This is a genomic window from Streptomyces sp. NPDC020597, from assembly GCF_044335095.1.
Taxonomy (GTDB): Bacteria; Actinomycetota; Actinomycetes; order Streptomycetales; family Streptomycetaceae; genus Streptomyces.
Window position 1 is genome coordinate 1 of the sequence record NZ_JBIRUL010000050.1, and the last position, 24,039, is coordinate 24,039.

The 24,039-nt window shown below is 71.9% G+C and carries 20 protein-coding genes and 1 pseudogene; 13 read left to right on the forward strand and 8 right to left on the reverse strand.

Annotated elements, in window-relative coordinates; all coding sequences use genetic code 11:
- The 5 genes from ACH4ZA_RS38675 to ACH4ZA_RS38695 all read left to right on the forward strand — a co-directional run.
- Positions 1-710, forward strand: a 710-nt coding sequence (locus ACH4ZA_RS38675; protein WP_398433707.1) for an amino acid ABC transporter permease, incomplete at its 5' end; no start/stop codon positions are given.
- Positions 707-1,474, forward strand: coding sequence for an amino acid ABC transporter ATP-binding protein (locus ACH4ZA_RS38680; protein WP_398433708.1), 768 nt, complete (start codon positions 707-709; stop codon positions 1,472-1,474). The genes ACH4ZA_RS38675 and ACH4ZA_RS38680, both read left to right, overlap by 4 nt.
- A 159-nt stretch (positions 1,475-1,633) precedes the next feature.
- Positions 1,634-2,914: an NAD(P)/FAD-dependent oxidoreductase gene (locus tag ACH4ZA_RS38685; RefSeq protein ID WP_398433709.1), complete on the forward strand. Its 1,281-nt coding sequence runs from the start codon at positions 1,634-1,636 to the stop codon at positions 2,912-2,914.
- Between the two features lie 41 nt (positions 2,915-2,955).
- Positions 2,956-4,407 (forward strand): NAD-dependent succinate-semialdehyde dehydrogenase, encoded by a 1,452-nt coding sequence (locus ACH4ZA_RS38690; protein WP_398433710.1) that lies wholly within the window; start codon positions 2,956-2,958, stop codon positions 4,405-4,407.
- Between the two features lies 1 nt (position 4,408).
- Positions 4,409-5,392, forward strand: a complete 984-nt coding sequence (locus tag ACH4ZA_RS38695; RefSeq protein ID WP_398433711.1) for a D-2-hydroxyacid dehydrogenase — start codon at positions 4,409-4,411, stop codon at positions 5,390-5,392.
- A 171-nt stretch (positions 5,393-5,563) separates the two neighbouring features.
- Here the strand turns inward: ACH4ZA_RS38695 and ACH4ZA_RS38700 are convergent, their stop codons facing one another.
- The 5 genes from ACH4ZA_RS38700 to ACH4ZA_RS38720 form a co-directional block, all read right to left on the reverse strand.
- Positions 5,564-5,917 (reverse strand): cupin domain-containing protein, encoded by a 354-nt coding sequence (locus ACH4ZA_RS38700; protein ID WP_398433712.1) that lies wholly within the window; start codon positions 5,915-5,917, stop codon positions 5,564-5,566.
- A gap of 292 nt (positions 5,918-6,209) precedes the next feature.
- Positions 6,210-7,271, reverse strand: a complete 1,062-nt coding sequence (locus ACH4ZA_RS38705; protein WP_398433713.1) for a tartrate dehydrogenase — start codon at positions 7,269-7,271, stop codon at positions 6,210-6,212.
- Between the two features lie 181 nt (positions 7,272-7,452).
- Complete coding sequence (locus ACH4ZA_RS38710) at positions 7,453-8,520, reverse strand: B12-binding domain-containing protein (RefSeq protein ID WP_398433714.1); 1,068 nt, start codon at positions 8,518-8,520, stop codon at positions 7,453-7,455.
- A gap of 11 nt (positions 8,521-8,531) precedes the next feature.
- Positions 8,532-10,151, reverse strand: a complete 1,620-nt coding sequence (locus ACH4ZA_RS38715; protein WP_398433715.1) for a PP2C family protein-serine/threonine phosphatase — start codon at positions 10,149-10,151, stop codon at positions 8,532-8,534.
- Between the two features lie 253 nt (positions 10,152-10,404).
- The gene (locus ACH4ZA_RS38720; protein WP_398433716.1) at positions 10,405-10,629 is read right to left on the reverse strand and encodes a hypothetical protein; all 225 of its coding nucleotides are present in this window, start codon (positions 10,627-10,629) and stop codon (positions 10,405-10,407) included.
- A gap of 244 nt (positions 10,630-10,873) precedes the next feature.
- On the opposite strand from ACH4ZA_RS38720, the gene ACH4ZA_RS38725 reads away from it, so the two are divergent.
- The 5 genes and pseudogenes from ACH4ZA_RS38725 to ACH4ZA_RS38745 all read left to right on the forward strand — a co-directional run.
- The gene (locus ACH4ZA_RS38725) at positions 10,874-12,025 is read left to right on the forward strand and encodes an ABC transporter substrate-binding protein (RefSeq protein ID WP_398433717.1); all 1,152 of its coding nucleotides are present in this window, start codon (positions 10,874-10,876) and stop codon (positions 12,023-12,025) included.
- A gap of 147 nt (positions 12,026-12,172) precedes the next feature.
- Positions 12,173-13,432 (forward strand): sensor histidine kinase, encoded by a 1,260-nt coding sequence (locus ACH4ZA_RS38730; protein WP_398433718.1) that lies wholly within the window; start codon positions 12,173-12,175, stop codon positions 13,430-13,432.
- On the forward strand, positions 13,429-14,079 hold the full coding sequence (locus tag ACH4ZA_RS38735) for a response regulator (RefSeq protein ID WP_398433719.1): 651 nt from the start codon (positions 13,429-13,431) through the stop codon (positions 14,077-14,079). The genes ACH4ZA_RS38730 and ACH4ZA_RS38735 overlap by 4 nt, the downstream gene beginning before the upstream one ends.
- Before the next feature lie 82 nt (positions 14,080-14,161).
- Positions 14,162-14,656: a MarR family winged helix-turn-helix transcriptional regulator gene (locus tag ACH4ZA_RS38740; RefSeq protein ID WP_398433720.1), complete on the forward strand. Its 495-nt coding sequence runs from the start codon at positions 14,162-14,164 to the stop codon at positions 14,654-14,656.
- A gap of 53 nt (positions 14,657-14,709) precedes the next feature.
- Positions 14,710-14,994 (forward strand): annotated as a pseudogene (locus tag ACH4ZA_RS38745) (RICIN domain-containing protein); the annotation flags it as partial.
- Here ACH4ZA_RS38745 and ACH4ZA_RS38750 read toward each other — a convergent pair.
- Positions 14,957-15,685, reverse strand: coding sequence for a TetR/AcrR family transcriptional regulator (locus tag ACH4ZA_RS38750; RefSeq protein ID WP_398433721.1), 729 nt, complete (start codon positions 15,683-15,685; stop codon positions 14,957-14,959). The pseudogene ACH4ZA_RS38745 and the gene ACH4ZA_RS38750 overlap by 38 nt on opposite strands.
- Positions 15,686-15,838: 153 nt before the next feature.
- Between ACH4ZA_RS38750 and ACH4ZA_RS38755 the strand changes: the two genes are divergently transcribed.
- Together ACH4ZA_RS38755 and ACH4ZA_RS38760 are read left to right on the forward strand one after the other, a co-directional pair.
- Positions 15,839-17,380 (forward strand): APC family permease, encoded by a 1,542-nt coding sequence (locus ACH4ZA_RS38755; RefSeq protein WP_398433722.1) that lies wholly within the window; start codon positions 15,839-15,841, stop codon positions 17,378-17,380.
- Between the two features lie 86 nt (positions 17,381-17,466).
- Positions 17,467-19,134, forward strand: a complete 1,668-nt coding sequence (locus ACH4ZA_RS38760) for an amidohydrolase (protein ID WP_398433723.1) — start codon at positions 17,467-17,469, stop codon at positions 19,132-19,134.
- Between the two features lie 141 nt (positions 19,135-19,275).
- On the opposite strand, the gene ACH4ZA_RS38765 is transcribed toward ACH4ZA_RS38760, so the two are convergent.
- Positions 19,276-20,304 (reverse strand): saccharopine dehydrogenase family protein, encoded by a 1,029-nt coding sequence (locus ACH4ZA_RS38765; RefSeq protein ID WP_398433724.1) that lies wholly within the window; start codon positions 20,302-20,304, stop codon positions 19,276-19,278.
- Positions 20,305-20,433: 129 nt separating this feature from the next.
- Between ACH4ZA_RS38765 and ACH4ZA_RS38770 the strand changes: the two genes are divergently transcribed.
- Positions 20,434-21,414 carry a helix-turn-helix domain-containing protein gene (locus ACH4ZA_RS38770; protein WP_398433725.1) on the forward strand — a complete coding sequence of 327 codons (981 nt, stop codon included), beginning with the start codon at positions 20,434-20,436 and terminating at the stop codon, positions 21,412-21,414.
- An 87-nt stretch (positions 21,415-21,501) separates the two neighbouring features.
- Here the strand turns inward: ACH4ZA_RS38770 and ACH4ZA_RS38775 are convergent, their stop codons facing one another.
- On the reverse strand, positions 21,502-23,733 hold the full coding sequence (locus tag ACH4ZA_RS38775; RefSeq protein WP_398433726.1) for an alpha-L-fucosidase: 2,232 nt from the start codon (positions 23,731-23,733) through the stop codon (positions 21,502-21,504).
- Positions 23,734-24,039 lie beyond the last annotated feature (306 nt).

A 24,039-nucleotide genomic window follows, 5' to 3' on the forward strand; every position in this document is an offset into this window, starting at 1 on the left:
CGAGCATGGCCCTGGGCACGCTGCTGGGGCTGGTGCTGGCGGTGATGCGCATGTCGCCCCAGCGGCCCGTCTCCGGCCTCGCCCAGCTCTACATCGCCTTCTTCCGCGGCACCCCGGTGCTCGTGCAGCTGATCTTCTGGTTCAACATCGCCGCGCTCTACCCGAACCTGTCGGTCGGCATCCCGTTCACCGACGTGTCCACCCCGGTGAACGTGAACGCGATCATGACGCCGATGACCGCCGCCGTGGTGGGACTCACCCTGAACCAGGCCGCCTACATGTCGGAAATCATCCGCGGCGGGTTCGCCTCGGTCAGCCGCGGACAGCACGAGGCCGCCGAATCCCTGGGCATGTCCGGGTTCACCAAACTCCGCCACGTGATCATCCCGCAGACCATGCCCGCGATCATCCCCGCCACCGGCAACCAGGTGATCGGCATGCTCAAGGAGACCTCCCTGGTCAGCGTCCTGGGCGTCGCCGACCTGCTGCAGAGCGCCCAGGCCATCTACGCCCGCAACTACCAGACCATCCCGCTGCTGATCGTCGCCAGCCTCTGGTACCTGATCATGACACTGGTCCTCAGCGTGCCCCAGTCCATGATCGAGCGCCGCTTCTCCCGCTCCACCCGGACACGGCTCACCCCCGCCGCCGCCTCGACCGAGCCCGGGGCCGGCCAGCCCGTTGCCACCACGAGGGAGTCCCTGCTGTGAACGCCGACGGAACGATCGTCGCACGCAAACTGTGCAAGAGCTTCGGACGCCACCAGGTCCTGCGCGACATCGACCTCACCGTCGCCGCCGGAGAGATCTCCTGCATCATCGGCCCCAGCGGATCAGGTAAATCCACCCTGCTGCGATGCGTCAACGGACTGGAGGCCGTCGACCGCGGCGTCCTGAAAGTCAACGGAGAGGACTTCGGCTACATCGAGAAGGACGACGCCTACCACGCCGTGCGCCCCAAACGACTGGCCGAGCAACGCGCCCGCATCGGCATGGTCTTCCAGCAGTTCAACCTCTTCCCCAACATGACCGCCGAGAGCAACGTCATGTCCGGACCGGTCCTGGTGCAGAAGAAGAACCGCCAAGCCTGTAGGGAACGGGCACAGCACCTGCTGGCCAAGGTCGGCCTCGAAGGGTGCGGCCACAAATACCCCGCCCAACTCTCCGGCGGCCAGCAGCAACGCGTCGCCATCGCCCGCGCCCTCGCGATGGAACCCACCATCATGCTCTTCGACGAACCCACCAGCGCCCTCGACCCCGAACGCGTCGGCGAAGTCCTCGCCGTCATGCGCGACCTCGCCGGCAACGGCATGACCATGCTCCTGGTCACCCACGAGATGGCCTTCGCCCGCGAAGTCGCCGACGAGATCCTCTTCATGGACGAAGGCATCGCCGTCGAACGCGGCGACGCACGCGAAGTCCTCGCCAACCCCCGCGAGAAACGCACCCAGGCCTTCCTCGAAAGAGTGCTCTGACAGCGGCCCCACACGCGAGGTCAGCACGGTCCTCACCCCAACCCCTCGCCCCGAGCCTCTCGCCGGCACGGGCCGACCGGCGCCGACAGCGCCGCCCGGCCGGGCTCCCAGTGGTGCCCGGCCGCCCCCCACTTCGAAACTCCCCGCTAAGGACCCGACATGAAGACGATTCCCTACTGGATAGAAACGGCTGGGGCGTTTCCCGACCGGTCCGGCAAGCCGCTGACCGAGGACACCGACCTGGTGGTCGTCGGTGCCGGTCTGACGGGTCTGTCCACCGCCCTGCACTCCGCCCGCAAGGGCGCCCGCGTCACCCTCGTCGAGAAGGGCCAGATCGGCTCCGGCGCCTCCGCGCGCAACGGCGGCATGGCGAACCTGGGCTTCACCGTCGGCGTACGCCAGGCCATCCGCCGGTACGGACTCGAACGGGCCCGCGAGATCTACAACTCCTACGGCGAGGCCGTGGACACCGTCGAGCGGCTCGTGAACGAGGAGTCCATCGACTGCCAGTTCCGTCGCGTCGGACGCCTGGGCGTCGCGTCCCGCCCCTCGCACTTCGAGAGCAAGAAGAGCCAACAGCGCGACCTGGCCAAGTACTTCGGACACGAGACGACTCTGATCGGTAAGTCCGAGCTGCGTTCCGAGATCGGATCCGACGCCTACCACGGCGGCCTGCTCGACCCGTTCAGCGCCGCCCTGCACGTCGGCCGCTTCGTGCGCGGCATGGCCGAGGCATGCGAGCGCACCGGTGTCGAGATCCACGAGCGCAACGCGGCCATCGGCGTGCGGCGTACCGCCGCCGGACGGTACGAGGTCAGCACCGAACGCGGGGTGATCCGCGCCGGGCAGGTCATGATGGCCACCGACGCCTACACCGACAAGAACTTCCCCTGGCTGCGCCGCCAGCAGGTCTGCCTGGGCAGCTTCATCATCGTGACCGAGCCGCTCGGCGAGGAGCTCGCCCGGGACATCATCCCCAAGGCCCGCCTGATCGTCGACTCCAACCAGGTCTGCCACTACTTCCGGCTCACCCCGGACAACCGGCTGCTGTTCGGCGGCCGCGCCCGCTTCGCACCGTCCGACCCCACCTCGGACAAGAAGAGCGGACAGGTTCTGTTCCGTGAGATGTGCGAGATCTTCCCCCAGCTCTCCCGCACCAGGATCGAGTACGTGTGGGGCGGCTCCGTCGGCTTCGCCATGGACCGCATCGTGCACGCCGGGCAGACCGAGGACGGCGTCCACTACTCCATGGGATACGCCGGCCACGGCGTGCAGATGGCCACCCACATGGGGCAGGTCATGGCCGAGGTGATGGACGGCCACCCCGAGGCCAGCCCCGTCCGCGACATCGCCCCGCCCCGCATCCCCCTCTACAACGGCACCGCCTGGTTCCTGCCCTTCGCGGGCGCCTACTACAAGACGCTCGACCGCATCCGCTGACCGGTCGGCAGCCTCTCTACACCCACAAGGAGATACCCACGATGACTGTCGTCCGTGATGTTCCCAAGCAGCTGTTCATCGGCGGCGCCTGGCAGGACGCCGAGTCCGGCCGGACCCTGTCCGTCGACGACCCGGCCACCGGCGAGGAACTGTGCCAGGTCGCCGACGCCTCACCCGCCGACGGCCGGCGTGCCCTCGATGCGGCAGTCGCCGCGCAGGCCGCCTGGGCCGCCACCGCGCCGCGGGTGCGCAGCGAGATCCTGCGCCGCGCCTACGACATCATCGTCGCGCGCACCGAGGACCTGGCGCTGCTGATGACTCTGGAGATGGGCAAGCCCCTGGCGGAGGCGCGTGCCGAGGTCGCCTACGGTGCGGAGTTCTTCCGCTGGTTCTCCGAGGAAGCCGTCCGCGTCGACGGCGGCATGATGACCGCCCCCGACGGCAGGAACCGGCTGCTGGTCACCCGTCAGCCCGTCGGCCCCTGCCTGCTCATCACCCCCTGGAACTTCCCCCTGGCGATGGGCACCCGCAAGATCGGCCCCGCCATCGCCGCCGGCTGCACCATCGTCCTCAAACCCGCCCCCCAGACCCCCCTGACGAGCCTCGCCCTCGCCGCGATCCTCGCGGAAGCCGGTCTGCCCGACGGTGTCCTCAACGTCGTCACCACCACCGACGCCGCCGGCGTGGTCGAGCCGCTCCTGCGCGGCGGGAAGATCCGCAAACTCTCCTTCACCGGCTCCACCCAGGTCGGCCGGATCCTGCTGGCCCAGTGCGCCGACACCGTCATCCGCACCTCCATGGAACTGGGCGGCAACGCCCCCCTCATCGTGTTCGACGACGCCGACCTCGACGTGGCCGTCGAGGGCGCCATGGTCGCCAAGATGCGCAACATGGGCGAGTCCTGCTGTGCGGCCAACCGCATCTTCGTCCACGCCTCCGTCGCCGAGGAGTTCGCCTCCCGTCTCGCCCACCGCATGGCCGCCCTCACCGTCGGGCCCGGCACCGAGCCCGGCACCGACGTCGGCCCACTCATCGACGTCGCCGGCCGCAGCAAGGCCCACGACCTGGTACGGGACGCCGTCAAGCGCGGTGCCACCGTCCTCACCGGCGGTGAACTCCCCGAGGGACCCGGGTGCTTCTACCCGCCCACCGTCCTCACCGGGATCGCCCCCGACGCCGCGATCATCGACACCGAGATCTTCGGCCCCGTCGCCGCGATCCGCGCCTTCGAGACCGAGGACGAGGCCGTAGCCGCCGCCAACGACACCGAATTCGGCCTGGCCGCCTACCTGTTCACCCAGAACCTCGACCGTGCCCTGCGTGTCGCCGAACGCCTCGAAAGCGGCATGATCGGCATCAACACCGGACTGGTCTCCAACCCCGCCGCGCCCTTCGGCGGCGTCAAGCAGTCCGGCCTCGGCCGCGAAGGCGGACGCGTCGGCATCGACGAGTTCCTCGAGTACAAGTACCTGGCCGTTCCCGTCGGAGCCTGACATGCGCGACCGACTCGTCGTCCTCTACCGCGGCAACCGGCCCCCCGCCCCCGCACACATCGAACGCCTCGCGGACACCGTCTACGCCACCGAGGAGGAACTGCCCTACCTGCTCCCCGGCGCCGACATCCTCCTGACCTGGGTGAACATCACCCCGGCCATCCGGGAGGCGTGGCCCGACGACCCGCGGAAGGCGCCCCGCTGGGTCCACGCGTCCTCCGCGGGCGTGGACTCCTTCCTGTTCCCCGCCCTGGTGGACGATCCACAGGTGGTCCTGACCAACGCTCGCGGGGTCTACGAGCAGCCGACGGCCGAGTACGTCCTCGGCCTGATCCTGGCCCTCGCCAAGGACTTCCCCGGCACCTGGGAGCACCAGCGGCGCCGCGAGTGGCGTCCGCGCCCCAGCGACGGCATCACCGGACGCACCGTGCTGGTCTGGGGGACGGGGCCGATCGGCCGTGCCATCGCCCGGCTGCTGCGCGCCGTCGGGATGCGGGTGAGCGGTGCGGGCCGCAGGCCCCGCACGGACGACCCGGACTTCGGCACGGTCCACGGGGCGAGGACCCTGCGCTCCGCCCTGGCGGACGCGGACTACCTCGTCTTGGCCGCTCCCCTGACCCAGGACACCCGGGGCATGGTCGACGCCCCCGTGCTCGCCGCCATGAAACCGGGGGCGCGGCTGATCAACGTAGGCCGTGGCGGACTCGTCGACGAGGAGGCACTGGTCGACCACCTCGCCGCAGGACGGCTCGCCGGCGCTGCTTTGGACGTGTTCGCCCGGGAACCGCTGCCTGCCGAATCACCTCTGTGGGACATGCCCGGCGTGGTGATCTCCCCGCACACCGCGGGCGAGACCACCGACGAGCGGGAGGCGCTCGTCGAGGTATTTCTCGACAACTTCGCCCGCCACCTCGAGGGCCGGCCGCTGCGCAACGTGGTGGACAAGCGGCGCGGATACGTGGTCGACGACACGCAACCCGCATGAAGGCGAGTGGCTTGCGCCCCGGCCGGTGACTCCCACCGGCCGGGGCGCAAGCCATTCGCCTTTCTCGCTCTGAACGGCGGCGCGTCGGCTGGCCCCGGACAGACATGGATGGGACCGGGCGGCAGCCGCCCGGTCCCATCCCCCGTACCGCTTCGCGGAGCCGGGTCCTGGCTAGGAAACGGTCAGGTAGATCTTGCGCACGGTTTCGACGGTCTTCCAGACTCCGACGAAGCCAGGCTTCATGACGAAGCTGTCCCCCGCCTTGTAGACCACCGGCACGCCGCCTTCCGGCGTGATCTCGATGACGCCGGACAGGATGTGGCAGAACTCGAAGGTCTCACCCTTGATGGAGCGCGTCTCGCCGGGCGTGGCCTCCCAGACGCCCGTCTTGATCGTCTCCCCGCGGGCGGCGTCCTGGGACCAGGTCTTGTACGTCGGGTCGCCGCAGATCAGGCGTTCCGGCAGTGGGCCGGACTCCTGGGGCGCGAAGGAGGGGTGGGGATCGATGGTCTTCAGGAGCGACACGCTGTGCCTCCGGTGCAGGTGAGGACGAAAATCGGGAGCGGACATACCGGGCGTCCGGGCCGCGTTCGATCGGACTGATCGCGCGTCTCGGAGCCCTTGAGTATTTCCGTGGCCCGGCACTGAGCCCACGGGTGATCTGTCCGTCGCGGACTCGCTGTTCGGACGTTGTGTCAGGCGTGCGGCCAGGGCGACCTCGACGGCCCCGATCGGTGCGGGGAGCCGTCGGAGACCTTCGCTCGTACCGGCGCGGGGGGCGTCGGGTGATGACGTCGCCGTCGCCCGGACGGGACGGTCAGAGAAGTTCCAGCAGCTTCTCGGTGAACTCTGCCGTGGTCGCCGCGCCGCCCAGGTCGCGGGTGCGCACATCCGACGTGGCCAGGACGGCGGTGATCGCGTCGTCGACGTCCCGGGCGGCCTCGGGGTGGCCGAGGTGGTCGAGCATCAGGGCCGCGGACCAGATGGCGCCCAACGGGTTGGCGATGCCCTGGCCCGCGATGTCGGGCGCGGAGCCGTGCACCGGCTCGAACATCGAGGGGAAGTCCCGCTCGGGGTTGAGGTTGGCCGCCGGGGCGATGCCGATGGATCCGGCGACCGCGGCGGCGAGGTCGCTGAGGATGTCGCCGAACAGGTTGGAGGCGACGACGACGTCGAAGCGGGCGGGGTCGAGGACGAACTTGGCGGCCAGCGCGTCGATGTGCTCCTGGTCCCAGGCGACGCCGGGGTGCTCGGCGGCACGCTCGGCGATCAGCTCGTCCCAGAACGGCATGGTGTGGATGATGCCGTTGGACTTGGTGGCGGAGGTGACCCTCCCCCGGCGGCGGGCGGCGAGCGAGAACGCGTAGTCGGCGATCCGGGTGACCCCGGCCCGGGTGAACACCGCCTCCTGGACGGCCAGTTCCTCGGGAGTGCCCTGGTTGAGCCGGCCGCCGATCTCGCTGTACTCGCCCTCGACGTTCTCCCGCACGACGACGAGGTCGATCTCGCCCCCGGCGGCACTGCGCAGCGGGCTGTCCACGCCCTCGAAAACCCGGATCGGCCGCAGGTTGACGTACTGGCGGAAGGCTCGGCGGATGGGGATCAGCAATCCCCACAGCGAGACATGGTCCGGCACGCCCGGGTAGCCGACGGCCCCCAGCAGGATCGCGTCCGCCTCGCGCAGCCGGTCAAGGCCGTCCTCGGGCATCATCGAGCCCTCGCGCACGTAGCGCTCGCAGGACCAGTCGTAGGAGGTGTAGGAGAAGCCGATTCCGTGGCGGCGTCCGACGGCGTCCAGGACGCGCCGGGCGGGCGGCAGGACCTCGGTCCCGATGCCGTCACCGGGGATGAGGGCGATGCGGTGGCTCTGGTGTGTCATACGGCCGATTGCAGCAGCGGGCCGTGCAGCCCGTCCAAGACGCAATCCCGATGTGCCTCATAAGGCCCTCCTATAAGGCTCTCCTGTGAAGCCCTCTCCTGACGACGGCGTTCACAGAGGACCGCCCGCGGCCGGGCATCCCGCCTCGGCCTTTCCCCGCGGCTTCGGCAGGGTCCTTTCCTCACCGCCGCTCGCGATCGGCGGGCGGCGCGGGCAGGGCGTCGGCCGCCGTGCGGAGGAAGGCGAGAGCGCGGGGGAAGTCGTGCAGCCGCTCGGCCAGGACGCCCAGCCCGAGGCGCAGGCCGTGGGCGGGGACACGGCGGGCGGTGAGGATGCCGACGCTCCACGTGGTGAACGTCGTGAACAGGTCGGCGTCGTCGACGTAGAGGGCGGTGGCCAGGAAGTCGACGATGTGGGCGAGGTCCTCGGCGGTGCGTTCACGCTGGGCGGCCGTGTAGGAACGCATCGCGGGCCAGCGCTCGTCCAGGTCGCTGACGCACTCTCGGACCAGGGTGGCCCGGCCGCTCTTGACGAGGGTGTACTCCTGGTCGGCGAGGTGGGAGAGGTCGTGGCTGCGGTGGCGCCGGTCGGCGCCGGGCGGGGTGACGCCCCGGGCGAGACGGTCCGCGGCGGCGCGGGCGTCGGCGGCCCAGAGGTCGGCCTGGACGAGGCGTGCGTAGCGGCCGTCCGGGCCGAACGCTGCGCCGCCGACCATGACGGGGACGCCGAGGGACCGTACGGCGGTCACCGCCTTGTGCGCGGCGGGCAGATGGGTGGGGATCGAGGCCGACAGCAGCACGGCGGCGGGGTTGGTCCGGTGCACGTGGGCGACGAGGTGGCGGGTGGGGGTGTGCGCGCCGAGGAAGTCCACCCGCCAGCCGCGCCGGACGAGCACTTCGGCGAGCAGCCGGGCGGGGAGGAAATGCCATTCCCCCTCGACGCAGGCCACGGTGACCCGCCCTCGCTCGTGCGGCCCGGACGGCGTGGGGCGGCGGTGGGCGAGGGCGGCGACGACCCGGTCGGTGATCGCGCTGGCGGCGTGCTCCGCGGCCACGCTGATCCGGTCGGCGGCCCACTCCGCCCCCACGCGATGCTGCACACCGGCGACGACGTCCAGCAGCAGCGTCTCCTCGTCCGCTCCCGCGTCGGCCGCCTCCGTCATCATCCGCACGGCGGCCGGCTCGTCCCTGTCGATCACGGCGGTCCACAGCCGGGCCGACAGCGCCGTCAGGTCCGTGCGGCCGGTCAAGGCGCCCGCCCTCACCGCTGCGCTCGGCGCGGAGGCAGGTCCCGGAGCTCGTCGACGTCGCCCCCGGGCTCGTGGCCGGCGGCGGGGTTGGTGATCGCGAGGGTGGCCAGATCGTCGTGGCCGCCGTCGCCGAGCCACTGCGCGGCCAGCATCTGGACGCGCTCCACCACCGCCCCGGCGGGCATCCGCGCGCACTCACGCAGCGCGGTCTGCAGCCGGGCCTCGCCGTAGAGCTGGTCGCCCAGGGGCCCGCCGCGGGCCTCGGTGACGCCGTCCGTGTACAGCAGGCACGTCTCCCCCGGCGCCAGGACCACGTCGGCGCTGCGCGCCGTGACCTCGGGCAGCGCGCCGACCAGCGTTCCGCCGGTGGCGGCCTCCTCGACCCGGCCGTCGGCGCGAATGACCAGCGGCGGCAGATGCCCGGCGCTGGTCAGCCGCAGCTCCACCTGATCCGCCCGGCGGCGCACGGAGGCCAGCACCAGCGTCGCGAACCGCGTCTGCGCGGAGTCGAGGAGCGCGTCGTTGAGGAGGGTGAGGACCTGCCGGTGGTCGCCGGAGAGCGGCACCAGCGCATGCAGCACACTGCGGATCTTCCCGGTCAGCACGGCGGCTTCCAGACCCTTGCCGGCCACGTCGCCCAGGACGACGAACGTCTCCTTCGACGGGTCCGCGCCGGGATGGACGTCGTAGAAGTCACCGCCGACGAGCTCGTGGTCCTGTGACGCCCGGAAGGCGCCCGCGTACTCCACGCCGTGGACCCGCTCCAGCCTCGGGGGCAGCAATTCCCTCAGCAGCGTGGCCGTGATGGACGCCTGCTCCGCGTACAGACGCGCCGCGGAAAGGGCCGCACCGGCCCGCGCGGCGAACAGCCCGGCGAAGACCTCCTCGCCGTCCGTGAACGCACGGTGGGGGTCGGAGCGCAGCAGCATCAGCACTCCGGCCGGAACCCCGTGGCCGGGCAGCGGGGTGATGATCACGGAGCCGACCGGGCCGTCGAAACCGGGCGGGAGGATCCAGTCCGGCAGGCCCTCCGGGTCGATCCAGCGGGTGGGGACGGGCGGGAATCCCTGCAGGGCCTCCGCGAGTCCGGGCACCGCCGCCGACTCGACCTGTGCCACGGTCCGGGTGACCGCGCCGCCCGCCTGCGCATACGTCAGCGCGTGGCGGCGTCCTCGGGCAGGGGCGACGATGACCGCCGCGTCGGCCAGATGATCGGCGGCCATCCTCGCCGTCACCTCCGTGCAGCGGTCCACGTTCAGTGAGGACAGCAGCGCGCCGGAGACGTCGGCGAGCAGTGCGGTGCGTTCGCGTTCGCTGCTCAGGGCCCGCTGCGCCGAGCGGAGATCGGTGTCCTCCACCAGCCACCACACCACGGTCCCGCTCTCGCCGGGCGAGGGGTGCGCCGCGAACGTGCGGTCCGCGATCGCGCCGCGGACGCCGCCCGACGGCGCTCCGGCCGCCCGCAGGCCGCCGTGCGCCTTCGCGAGCCAGTGCGGCAGGCCGCCCTCGGTGACGCCGTCCCCGGCCTGCCGGGAGAACAGGCCGCGGGCCGCGTGGTTGGCCTCGACGACGGTCCCGCCGCCGTCGACGACGAGGACGGGGAACGGGGCGGCGTTCCACGCCGTGCCCACGCCGGTACCGCGCGGAATGTCGGAGATATCCGGGGAAGCAGTCACGAGCCGGGGAGCGCCGCGCGCACCCCACCGCCTCTCCGTCGATCAGAGATGGTTGCCATACGGCAACCATCTCTCATCGTCCGGTCCCATGCAACGTCCGGAGTGATTCCTCACGACTTCACCATCTCGGCGTACCGTCCCGCGGCCACGCGCCTGCGGGCGAGGACGGACGGGAGCGTGAGGCGGGCCGCGTCGGGAGGCCTCGCCGTCAGGCCGCCGACCACTGATGAGGCCTGCCTCCCCGCCACTCGACCCATCGTGCGTCGTCGAGCACATCGGCCGGGTCGGCGACGCCGGCCCCTTCGAGGAACACGGTCAGGTCGTGGTCCGAGTAGGCCGTGCCGAGGATCTCGTCCCGCCCGCCGGTGTGCACGGTCACCCGACGGCCGCCCGAAGGGGACGGCCGGTGGACGACGATCGGAGCACTGGCCACACCTCCAGCGTGCCTCCCGGCCGACGCCCGAGCCAGTCCTCGGCGGACGGAATCCGACGCGCAGGCGATCGCGGCGCTCACACACCGCCGCCAGGTCCGTTCAACCGTTCGGTTGACATCGGGTTCCGCCGTTCGCCGCCCCGGTCGATGCGAACGGGCGACGCGGGACGGAGCCGGTCCCGCCCACACTGGCAGGGCCCAGGCGCCGGGCCCCATGCCACCCCCTCAGAGAGGCCTGTTCAGCATGTCCGGTTTTCTCAGCAGACGACATGTCCTCGCCACGGGCGCCGGCGCCGCTCTCGGTCTCGGCGCGGCCGGTGCGAACGCGACCCCGGCGGCCGCCGCCCCCTCCGCCCCCCTGCGCCGCCCAGGCGCGGGGGCCGAGGAGACCAGGACGCTCGACGAGCTGTACCGGGCCGCCGTCGCGGAAGGCGGCAGGCTCGTGGTGTACGCCGGAGGCGACACCCCCACCCAGCAGGACTTCACGAAGGCCGCGTTCCGCAACCGCTTCCCGGACATCGACCTGACGCTCGTCGTCGACTACAGCAAGTTCCACGACGTCCGCCTCGACAACCAGTTCGCGACCGGCAGCGTGGTGCCGGACGTCATGCAGCTCCAGACCCTCCAGGACTTCACGCGCTGGAAGGACCAGGGCCGTCTGCTGCACTACCGGCCCGCCGGGTTCTCCCAGGTGCACGACGGTTTCAAGGACCCCGAGGGCGCGTGGGTGGCCGTCTCCGCCCTCGCCTTCAGCTTCATGTACGGCCCGGCGGCGGCCGGCGGCCACCCGCCGCGTACCCCGCTCGACCTCGTCGACCCCCGGTGGAAGGGGCGGATCGCCTCCTCGTACCCGCACGACGACGACGCGGTGCTGTACCTGTACTCCCTGTACGTGCGCAAGTACGGGTGGCAGTGGGCGGCGAAGCTCGCCGCCCAGGACGTGCGCTTCGCCCGGGGCAGCCACTCGCCCGGGGCGGCCGTGGCCGCCGGCGAGAAGGCGATCGGCATCGGCGGCGCGGGCACGCTGACCGCGCCGTCGTCCTCACCGGTCCGCTTCGTCGTCGCCGACGGCCACCCGTTCATGTCGTGGGGGCAGCGCGCGGCGATCCTCAAGCAGGCCGCCCATCCCACGGCCGCCAAGCTGTTCCTCAACTGGCAGCTGTCTTTGGATGTGCAGAACGGCTCCTTCAACGGCTGGTCCGTGCGCACCGACGTCACCCCGCCCAGCGGCCTGAAGCGGATCTGGGAGTACCCGAACGGCAACCTGGACGGCTTCCCCCGCTTCATGGCGGACCGGGCGCAGGTCGAGCGCTGGAAGCAGACCTTCGCCCTGTACTTCGGCGAGGTCCAGGGCGAGCCGACTCCCGGCCGACTGGGGCTGCACCCGGGGGCGTAGCCCGCGCGGATCAGTCCGCGCGGCGGGGGCCGCCGGCGCGCCGGGAGACGACCGGCGGCCGGCGGTCCTGGCCGGACACGGCCCGCAGCGGCGGTGGATAGACTCGGGCGCCTGTCCGAGTGGATCATCCGCCCAGGGGAGTTCGCCGTGACCGACCACGTCTCCGTCCGCACCCTGTCGTCGGCCCGCCGCGGCGCCCTGTCGACGCTGGACCGCGTCCCGCATCTCGTCTTCTTCTCAGTCGTCGGCGCCGCGTCGGTCCGCCTCGTCCGTGAGCCGAACGAGCTGTGCACGGAGATCGTGGCCGTCAGCGGACTGCTCGCCGTGGTCTATGCGGCGGGCCTCATGATGTGGAGCAGTTTCGGCCGGCCGGCCCGCCGTCTGTGGGTGAGCACCCTGCTGCTGCTCTGGACCGCGCTCATGGTTCTCAACCCGCCGCCCCTGGCCGCCGCCTACGCCTGGTGCGGTGTGCCGCTGGCCTGCCTGGTCCTGCGCGCCCTCGGCCGGCGCGGCGCGACGGTCGCGCTGGCCGGCATCACCGCGGTGCTGTTCGGCCGGCTGAGCCACCAGGCGGGGGGATTCGACGCCGAGCTGGTCCTGATCCCCGTGGCGGCCGTATGGGGGACCGTGACGTTGTACCGCGCGATGCAGCGGGACGCGGCGGAGCGTCAGCGGCTGCTGGCGGAGCTGCGCGGGACGCGGCGCGTCCTGGCGGACGAACAGCGCAGGGCGGGCGCGCTGGCGGAGCGCGAGCGGATCGCCAGGGATCTGCACGACACCCTCGCGCAGGAACTCGCCGGCCATCTGATGCTGCTGCACGCCGCGGAACGGGATCTGACGGAACGTCCGGACGCCGCACGCGACCGGGTCCGCGCGGCCGTCGACGGTCTGGACGCGGGCCTCGCGGAGACCCGGCGGATCATTAACGACCTCACACCGTCCGCCGTGGTCGAGTCCGGCCTCGAGGACTCGTTGAGGCTTCTGTGCGGTCGCGCACAGCAGGAGGGGACGGCCGGGTGCGTGACGTTCCGTTCGGTGGGAGCCCACCCGGCGGAGGTGAGCGTGGAGGCCGCGGCCACCCTGTTCCGGGTCGCCCAGAGCTCGCTCGCCAATGTCAGGGAGCACGCGCGCGCCGGGAACGTGCTGGTGACGCTCCGTCAGCGGCAGGGTGCTCTCGAGCTGGAGCTGCTGGACGACGGCGTCGGTTTCGTCCCGGACGCCGCGGGCGCGGCCACGGCGCGGGGCCGGGGCCTCGGTCTGCCGGCGGCGCGGGCCAGGCTGCGTGAGCTGGACGGTGACCTGCATGTCGACAGCGAGCCGGGCCGGGGCACGCGGATCCGGGCCGTGGTCGCGGCCCGGCGCACGTCGGGCCGTGCGCTGCCCGCGGTCACGGGCGTGACCCGGTGACGGCGACCGGTGTGCGGCTGCTGATCGCGGACGACCATGTGGTAGTGCGCGCGGGCCTGCGGGCGCTGCTGGAGGGCGAGCCCGGCATCGAGGTGGTCGGGGAGGCCGGCAGCGGCGAGGAGGCCGTGCGTCTGGCGCGGGAGGTCGCGCCCGACGTCGTCCTGATGGACCTGCGGTTCGCGGGCGCGGGCCGGGGCATGGACGGCGTGGAGGCCGTCCGGCGGTTGACGGCCGAGTCACCGGGGCTGCCGGTGGTCATGCTGACCAGTTACGCGGGGCGGGCGGACGTCGTGCGCGCGCTGGAGGCCGGCGCTCGCGGGTACGTGCTGAAGGCCGGGCCGCCCGAGGAGCTGTTCCGTGCCGTGCGCGGCGTCGCCGCCGGCGGGATGGGTCTGACGCCGGAGGTCGTCGAGGGTCTCGTGGGCCAGGTGATCGGCGGGCGCACGGATCTGACGCAACGTGAGCTGGACGTCGTCCGGCTGATGGCCGAGGGGCACGGAAACCGTTCCATCGCACAGGCCCTCTTCCTGAGCGAGGCGACGGTCAAGACGCACCTGGTGCGCGTCTACCGCAAACTCGGGGTCGACAACCGGGCGGCCGCCGTCTCGGAGGCGGCTCGCAGGGGGCTGATCGACCTCTCTCCCTGAGTCCCGTCCGGCTGACGGGCGGCTCCCGGGCCGCGACATGATCGGTACGGTGGGGCAGGGCGACGAGAGGGGTTGCGGGGCTGTGAGCGAGCATTCGGCGATCACGACGGCGAAGGAGGCCGCGGATCACGAGCTGATCCTGGCGTTCGGGCGCTTGCAGGGTGCGGCCAACCGGCTCGAGTACATCCTCGGACGGGCCCTCGAGGTGGAGTGCGGGATCAGCCATCTGATGTTCGAGGTGCTGCTGATCCTGGGGCGGGCGGGCACGCCGGGACTGTCGATGCGGGCCGTCGCCCAGGAGCAGGTGCTGACCACGGGGGGCGCCACCCGGCTGGTGGACCGGATGGAGGCGGCGGGTCTGGTGGCGCGGGTGGAATCGCCCGCGGACCGGCGGGCGAAGCTCGTCAGTCTCACCGCGCTGGGCGAGGAGACGGTCGTGCGGGCCGCCCGGGTGCACGCCGAGAACATCCGGCGCCACTTCGTGGAGCCGCTTCCCGCGGACCACCGCGCACGGTTCGCCGAGGACCTCCGCGTCCTCAGCCACGCGGCCCGGGACACGCTCCCCCGGCTGCCCTGACCCCGGCCGCCCCGAGCGCCCGGGCCCGGAATCCTCCCCGAGGGGCGCCGACCCACCTGACGACCGAGCCCGGCGGCGGAGTGACCCTGCTGAACAAGGCGGGCGGCCGTGCCGCGGCCGTCTGGACGGGCAACGCGACGGCCGGCCAGAAGATCGGCCAGTGGGTCGACGACAGCAGCACGGGCAGCTGGAACCTGATCAAGACCAGCGACGGCTTCTACCGGCTGCAGTCGGCCAGGAACACGAGCCTGTACCTCACCGGTGCGGCGGCCGGGGCGCAGCTGACCCTGCAGAACTCGCTCACCGACGGCTCCCAGGACTGGGAGCTCGTCCGGTAACCCCGGCCGGGGCGCGGGCCGTCAGCGCCTCCAGCAGGAGGTCCACCGCCTCCTCGAAGGAGCTGTCGCGCAGGGTGGGCAGCTCCTGCCGCACCGCGGTCAGCGCGGGGTGCGTGGCGGGGTCCAGCCGCTGGTAGACCCCGGCCCACGCCCGGTGGTCGGCCTCGCGCTGCTCCGGCGCAAGGGCCTGGAAGGCCGCGTCCATGGCCGCGTGGCTGAGCACGGTGTCGATGAAGGCCAGGTACAGCCGCGTCGCGTCGGCCGGAGCGAAACCCGCGGAGAGCAGCAGGCCGATGCCCGTCTCCACGGCACGGATCTCGTTCTCGCGCCGCGTCACCCGGTACGAGGCGAAGGCCGCCGCACGCGGGTGGGCGAGGTAGCCGGCCCGCACCCGCAGGGCCATGTCGCGCAGCGCGGCGGCCCAGTCGTCGCCGGGGACGAAACCGGCCATGGCGTCGCCGATGATGCGGTCGGCGATGGCGAGCACCAGGTCGTCGGTGTCGCGGAAGTAGCGGTACAGGGCGCTCGGGTCGCAGCCGATGGCGGTGCCTAGGCGACGGACGCTGAGCGCTTCCGGGCCGTGCTCGCCGATGAGCCGCAGGGCCGTCGCGACGATCAGCTCCTCCGACAGCACGACGCCGGAGCGGGTGGGCCGGCGGCGTCTGCGCTCCTGCGGGACACGGGTGGTCATGGCGGGGCTCCTGTCGGTCGGCGCGGCGTAGCAGCAGTGAACGAGCCGAGCCCTTCTTATGTCAACAGGATTGACGCAAGAAAGACGGGCGGTGTTCCATCACAGTCCCGCGCGGCTCGTCCCCCGTCCTCCCTCCCCGCGAGGAGACCGCTCATGACCTCCCTGTCGCCCCAGCCGTCCACACCGCCGACTCCCTCGACACCGGCGCCGACCGGCGGACCGGGCACCGGACTGCGCCGATCCCTCGGCGTCGTCGACGGGGTCGCCATCGCCGCGTCCAGCACCGCGGCCACCACCAGCATCGCCATCGGCATGGGCACCATCGCCACCATCGTCGGACTGCAGGCCCCGGCCCTGCTGCTGCTCGCCTTCCTGCCCGTGCTGGGCATCGCCACCGCGTACGCCCGCCTCAACAGATCCGAGCCCAACTGCGGCAACGGCTACACCTGGGTCGGCAAGACCCTCGGCCCCTGGCCCGGCTTCCTGACCGGATGGGTCACCGTCGTCGGGTCGGTCGTGTTCTGCGCCTACACCAGCGCGGTCATGGGCTCGGTCGTGCTGATCTTCACCAACAAGGCCGGGCTGCACAGCCTGGCGGGGATCGCCCTCGATCCGTCGTCCACCGGAGTCAGCACGGCCGTCGGGCTGGTGCTGCTGCTCGGCCTCACGGCGATCGCCGTGACCGGCACCCGGGCCACCACCCGCTTCCAGTTCGCCCTGCTGGTCTTCGAGTACGCCGTGCTGCTCGGATTCTGCGGTTGGGCGCTGGTCACCGGCGAGCAGTCCTTCTCCTTCTCCTGGTTCGACCCCTTCGAGATCGCGGACGGCACCGCCTTCGCACAGGGCATGGTGCTCGCGGTGTTCTTCTTCTGGGGCTGGGACGCCGCCTTCAGCGTCACCGAGGAGACCAGGCGGCCGGACGACGCGGCCCGCGGCGGACTGATCGCCCTGTTCGCCATGCTCGGTCTGTTCCTCTTCGCGTCGGTCGCGTTCCAGCGGGAGATGAGCCTCGCCGAACTGATCGAGAACGGGCCGCAGGCGCTGCCCTATCTCGGGGAGAAGCTGGCCGCCGAACCCTGGGCGACGCTGCCCGTCGTGGCGCTGATGTTCTCGGCCGCGGCCTCCGTGCAGTCCACGCTGATCCCCACCGCGCGCGGACTGCTCGCGATGGGCCGCGACCGCACCATGGGCCCGCTGTGGAACCGGGTGCACGCGCGCTACGGCACCCCCGCCGCCGGCACGGTCGTGGTGCTGGCCATCGCCTCCGCGATCGCCCTGCTGGCCGTCGCCATCCCACGGCTGAGCGACATGCTGCTGGCCGCCGTCAACGCCATCGGTCTTCTCGTCGCCCTCTACTACGGCCTCACCGCGCTCGCGTGCGCCGTGCGTTTCCGCGCTTCCGCCCGCGAGGGTCTGCGGACGGCGCTGCTCGCCGTGGGCGTGCCCGCGGCGTCCGGTCTGGTGCTGCTGGGACTCGGCGGATACCTCGGGTACTCGTACCTGACGATGAGCGACCACTTCGAACTCAGCCCCGACAACGGCTGGTTCATGTTCTCCCTGCCCGCCGTCATCGTCCTGGCAGGACTCGGCATGGCCGCGGTCGCCAAGTACGTCCGCCGGTCGCCGTACTTCGCCACCGGACACGGCACCGACGCCGAGAGCATCGTCCTCCCCATGGACCGCACACCCGCCTGAGTCACCGCACCGCCGGGCGGCCGGACAGACGCCCCGGCCGTTCGGCTCCCCCTCGCCCTCCCCCGCCCCTCACGGAGACCACACCCATGCCACAGTCCCAGGCCACGGGCCCCGCCGACCTCGTCCTGACCGGCGGTCCCGTCCACACCGTCGACCCCGCCCGCAGCCGCGCCACCGCCGTGGCCGTGCACGGCGGGCGGATCACGGCCGTCGGTCACGACGAGGTCCACGCGCTGATCGGACCGGGCACCGAGGTCGTCGACCTCGCCGGAAGACTGCTGCTGCCCGGCTTCCAGGACGCCCATGTGCACCCGCAGGGCGCGGGCCTGGAACTCGGACTGTGCCACCTGGCCGACACCGTCGACCCCGCCGAGTACCTGCGGCGGATCCGTGCGTACGCCGACGACCACCCGGACGCCGAATGGGTCACCGGCGGCGGCTGGTCCCTGGAGGCGTTCCCCGGCGGCGCGCCCACCGCCGCCGCCCTCGACGCGATCGTCCCCGACCGTCCGGTCTTCCTGCCCAACCGCGACCACCACGGCGCCTGGGTCAACACCCGTGCGCTGGAACGCGCCGGCATCGACGCCCGCACCCCCGACCCCGCCGACGGCCGCATCGAACGCGACGCCGACGGCAACCCGACCGGCATGCTCCAGGAGGGCGCCGTCCACCTCGTGGGCCGGCTGGTGCCCGCGCCCACGCCCGAGGCGCGACTGGCCGCCCTGCTGCGAGCCCAGGCCGTGCTGCACTCCCACGGCGTCACCGCCTGGCAGGACGCCATCGTCGGCGCCTACACCAACATGCCCGACCCCGCCCCCTCCTACCGCGCGGCCCAGGAGCATGGGCTGCTCACCGCCCGCGTGGTCGGCGCGCTGTGGTGGGACCGTGAGCGCGGCGCCGAGCAGATCCCCGAACTCGTAGCCCGGCGCGACGAGTTGGGGGTGGGCCGGTTCCGCGCCGGCACGGTGAAGATCATGCAGGACGGCATCGCCGAGAACCACACCGCGGCGATGCTCGACCCCTATCTCACCGGCTGCGGCTGTGCCTCGGGCACCAGCGGCATCAGCTTCGTCGAACCCGGGGAGCTGAAGAAGTACGTCACCGAGCTCGACGCACTCGGCTTCCAGGTCCACTTCCACGCACTCGGCGACCGGGCGGTCCGTGAGGCGCTCGACGCCGTCGAAGCCGCCCGTGACGCGAACGGGCACCGGGACACCCGCCACCATCTGGCGCACCTGCAGGTCGTCCACCCCGACGACGTACGGCGCTTCCGGCATCTCGGCGCCACCGCCAACCTGCAGATGCTGTGGGCCGCCCACGAGCCGCAGATGGACGAGCTCACCCTGCCGTTCCTGGGCCCCGAGCGCGGCGCCCGCCAGTACCCGTTCGGCGATCTGCTGCGCGCCGGAGCGACCCTCGCAGCCGGCAGCGACTGGCCGGTCAGCAGCCCCGACCCGCTCCAGGCCATCCACGTCGCCGTCAACCGACGGGCCCCGGACGCTCCCCCGGGCACCCCCGCCTTCCTGCCCGGACAGCGCCTGGACCTGGGCGCCGCGCTCGCCGCCTGCACGGCCGGCAGCGCCTATGTGAACGGCCTCGACGATCTCACCGGCAGCATCACCGTCGGCAAGGCGGCCGATCTGGTCGTCCTCGACCGCGACCCGTTCACGGGAGGGCCCGAGGAGATCGCGACCGCACGCGCCCTGCAGACCTTCGTGGACGGAGAACGCGTCTTCGCGGCGCCCGACGCCTGAAGCCGGACGGCGAGCCCCCTGCCACCGGGACGGTCCGGCCCCGTGCGGCATGGACCGTCGGCGGGTGCGTCACCGCGTCCGGCCCGGAGGGCGAAGGCCGCGGCGGGGGGCCGGCGAGACCGGGCGGACGGGCGGCCGCCGTCAGGGACGCGGTTCCAGCGTGATGTGCGGCGCCAGCGCGCGGAGGAAGTCCGGCGCGTCGAACGCCTCACCCGCGGAGACCACGCCGACCGCGTCGGTGCGTCCCGTGAGGACGCGGGCGACCGCCTCGACCACCAGCGGCGCGGTGACCGCGTAGATGTCCCTGCCGCGCGCGACGGCCCGCCGTTCGGCGTCGCCGGAGCGCACGACGACGTCGACGAGGAACGTCTGGTCGGAGCGCCCCTGTTCGTCGGCCGCGGCCGGCACCGGGGTCTCCGGGGCCGCGATGTCCCGGGCCGCCTCGACCGTCATATAGGTCTGCACCTCCGGGACGGACAGGTGGGTCGGCACGGTCACGACGTCGGCCATCGTGAACTCCCCGATCACGGACCGCCGCCCCAGCGGCTCGGGGAAGGACCAGTCCAGGATCGGCGAGGCGTCGTCGCGGTACTCCAGCCGCCCCCCGGAGTAGCGCACGCGACGGCCGTCGCGCCGCTCCCGGGAGACCGCGCCCGCCGTGCGCGTCCCGGTGGTGGGATGCCAGCTGCTCAGCCCGTACGCGATGTGGGCCTCGTCGGCCTTCGTCCAGTCCCGCGCCGCCGCGGTGACCAGCAGGTCGCCGAGGCCGCCGAAGAAGGCCATCGCCGGGACGACCAGCGTGCCCGCCTCCCGTGCCCGGTCGGCGAAGCGCTCGAAGGTGTCGACGTTGGCCTCGATCTCGGCCGCCACGTCGAGGTACGGGATGCGGGCCCGCAGCGCCGCCTCGATCACGGGGGCGGCCGTCGTGGCGAAGGGTCCGGCGCAGTTGATCACCGCCGCGGCCCCGGCCAGCGCTCTGTCGAGGGAGTCCGGGTCGTCGACGGACGCCGGGCGGGCCTCCCAGCCCGTCTCGTGGGCCAGCGCCTCCAGCCGGTCGGCGTCGCGGCCGGACAGGACCGGGCGGAATCCCCGCTCCCCGAGTTCCGTCACCACGAACCGCCCGGTGTGCCCGTAAGCGCCGAACACCATGACCTGCTGTCCCGTTCCCATGGGTTTTCCTCCGTACACCATCGCTGTGCTGCGCGTTCCCGGTCCCCCGCGCTCCGTCACGGACATCCTGTCGAAGATCCGCTCCCGGTCGTGATGGTCCGGAACGCCATCCCTCGTACACTTCCGGACATGACCACCGTCGCGCTGGCCGTCACCGACGGCATGCTGCACTTCGAACTGGCCCTGGCGTGCGAGGTGTTCGGCTCCGACCTGACCGGTGTGGCGAACCCCTGGTACCGCTTCTCGCTCTGCGGGCCGACCGCCGTGCGGGTGGGCCACTTCCGGCTGGAGCCCGATCACGGCCTCGACCGGCTCGAGCACGCCGACACCGTGATCGTGCCGGGCTGGGCCGACGTGGACCGCGATCCGCCGGACGAACTGGTCGAGGCGGTGCGCGCGGCCCACGAGGCGGGCGCCCGCGTGGCGTCGCTGTGCACGGGCGCGTTCGTCCTGGCCGCCGCGGGTCTGCTGGACGGCCGGCGGGCGACCACGCACTGGGCTCACGCCGATGAACTGGCGGCGCGCCACCCCCGGGTGACGGTCGACGCGGACGTCCTGTACGTGGACGACGGCAGCGTGCTCACGTCCGCCGGCAAGGCGGCCGCCATGGACCTGTGCCTGCATCTGGTCCGCCTCGACCACGGCTCGTCGGTCGCCAACACGCTCGCCCGGCGTCTGGTCGTGCCGCCGCACCGGGACGGCGGTCAGGCGCAGTTCGTGACGACGCCGGTTCCCGCACCGGGCAACCATCCGCTCGCCGAGCTGTTCCCGTGGGTGCTGCGTCGGCTGGACCGACCGCTCACCGTGGAGGACCTGGCCCGTCGGGCGCGGATGAGTTCGCGGCATCTGGGCCGTCACTTCAGGTCGGTCACCGGCACCACCCCGCTGCAGTGGCTGCTCACCCAACGGATCCGCCGGGCGCAGGAGTTGCTGGAGACCACCGACGACACCGTCGACACCATCGCGACGGCGACCGGCATGGGCACCGCCACGACTCTGCGGCGGCATTTCAACCGGACGGTCGGGGTGCCGCCGGACGCCTACCGCCGTACGTTCCGCACCCGCAGCCGTCTCCCGGAGCGCAGGGGACAGCTCAGCGCGACCGGATGAGGCCGGGGCGCCGGCCTCGGCAGACGGGCGGCTGCGGGGAGGTGGGGGAGCACTCCCGCGCAGCCGCCCGGTCCGTGGCAGGGGTCGTCACAGCGCGGTGAAGGTCCACAGCAGGTTGGTGCTGGAGCCGTAGGTCCACTGCTTGGTGACGGCGCCCGAGGCGACGCTGCCGCCGCCGTCGAGCACCAGCCCTGTGGTGCGGTTGGCGATCGAGTAGCGGTCACCGCCGCGCGAGGTGATCGTCCACTGCTGGTTGGGGCCGCCGTTCCAGGCGGCCTGTCGGGCCGGTGAGCCGTCGGCGGTGGCGCCCCAGCCGTCGGCGACCATGCCGTTGGTGCGGTTGACCAGCTTGTAGAAACCGCCTCCGACGTCCACCGCCTGCCACTGCAGGTTGGGGCTGCCGTCCCACGACCACTGCTTGAGGTTGGAGCCGGAGGCCACGTTGCCGCCGCTGTCGAGGGCCAGGCCGTCGGTGACGTTGGTGATCCGGACGTACGTCGCCGGGTCGAACTGGACCTTCAGCGACGTGATCTGGTCGTTGTTGCCGGTGACCCGCAGGTCGGGGTTGTCGGCGGTGAAGGTCCACGCCGTGCCGGTGAAGTTGTCCCCGGAGTAGCCGATCACCTGGTAGCCGGGGGCCGGCCTGAGGGAGGAGATCGTGCGGAGGCCGAGGCCCGACGCGGTCAGGTCGGCCGCGTTGTGGTCGCCGAGGGCGAGCACGGCGGAGGCGCCGGAGTAGCCGACGTCCCCGAAGGCGATCGCCCCGGCCTGCGGGCGCAGGTCCGGGATCGTGCCGGAGAAGGCGAGCTTGAGGACGTAGGCGTTCGCGCCGTAGGGCGCCGAGGAGGGCAGGGTGACCGTGAGACCGGACGCGCTCTGCGCCGGCGTGGCCAGGTTGATGTAGGAGCCGGCGGTGGAGTCGAGGAGCTGCACCGAGGACAGCGAGGAGAGGTTGATCCGGTCCGAGCCGAGGGTCTTGATCGTCAGGGAGCTTCCCGGCCAGCCGAGGACGGTGGCGTACAGGACGGTGTTGGCCTTGTTGCGCGTGAAGCGGATGTCCTGTGCCGTGCCGGCGGTCGGATTGGTGAAGGACCCGCCGCCCATCTTCGTCGGACCCTCGCCGTACACGCTCCAGGCGCGAGTCGCGTACACCGCCTCGCCGAACCGCTTCAGGTGGTCGCCGATGCCGAGCAGGATGTTCTTCTGGGCCTGGGGAATGGTGCCGTCGGCCATCGGCGCGATGTTGAGCAGCATGTTGCCGTTCTTGCTGACCCGGTCGAGGAAGGCGTGCAGCATCTGCTGGGTGCTGTAGTAGCCGATTCCCTGGGTGTAGCACCAGCTGCTGCTGGAGATGCTGTCGTCGGTGAGCCAGTACGGCGTGGTCAGGTCGCCCGGGCCGCCGCGCTCGTAGTCGAAGACCTCGCCCTTCCCGTTCATGCCGTCCTTGTAGGTGGCGACGACCTCGCGGCCCCAGCTGTTGGCCTGGTTGTAGTAGTACGACAGGAAGTTCAGGCGCTGGGTCTCGGAGACCGCGTCCAGCTTGAAGTCCTGCCACAGGATGTCCGGCTGGGCCCGGTCGATGACCTCCTTGAGCTTGTCGTACCAGAGCTGGTTCTCCGCGGCCGGGCCGAGCTGCCCGTAGAGCTTCTTGAGGCTGGGATCGGTCTGGGCCGGGGCGTTCTCGTAGAAGCCGTTGTAGTTGTACGCGTGGTGCATGGCCACCAGCAGCTTGAGGTTCTTGGCGCGGATGGCCGTGGTGAACAGCTGCAGCAGGTTGAGGTGCGGGCCCTTGGCGACCGAGTTCCACTCGTTGACCTGGCTGTCCCACATGGAGAAGCCGTCGTGGTGCTCCGCGACGGGTCCGGCGAACTTCGCGCCGGCGTCGACGAACAGCTGCGCCCACTCGTCGGGGTCGAAGTTCCCGCCCGCCGACTTCAGCTTCGGGGCGAACTGGACGGTGTTGCCCGCCAGGTCCTTCGCTCCGTTGATGAAGTTGTGGTACGGCCAGGCGGAGGGCTGACCGTAGGTCGCGATGTGGTGCTGGTTGGCGTTGCTGCCGCTCGCGTACATGTTGCGCGGATACCACTCGTTGTCGTACGCGGGAACGCTGAAGACGCCCCAGTGGAAGTAGATGCCGAACTTGGCGTCCTGGAACCACTCCGGGGCCGGCGGGTGCTGGTCGACCGAGTTCCAGTCGGGCGTGTACGTGCTCGGGGCGGCCTGCGCTCCGCCCGCGCCGAACAGGCCTCCGGCGACCGTCGCTGCGGCCACGAAGGTGGCTCCCGCCAAGAAGTGGCGTCTGTTGATCGAACTCGGCATGACACATCCCTGGTGCGGAGGGGGTGGGGTGAAGGACGGGGACGCCCGGCGCGGTCCGGGCTCGGGCGCGGTCCCCGGCCGGGGTCGCCGTTCGTTACGCACGAAGGTCGACCATGCGTCCTTGTCGTGTCAACGGGCGTGCAGGGATGAAAACCGGTTCTTGAGCAGGACTTCTGCCGTTTATAGACCGGTTTTTCTGCTTTTGTCGTGCAACAGACATGGCATGTCTCAAGGGTATGGCGCAGTGAAGTCACATCACAGATGGGCCACGATTCATGGGATGGATCGAGAGAGGTTTCAACCGTC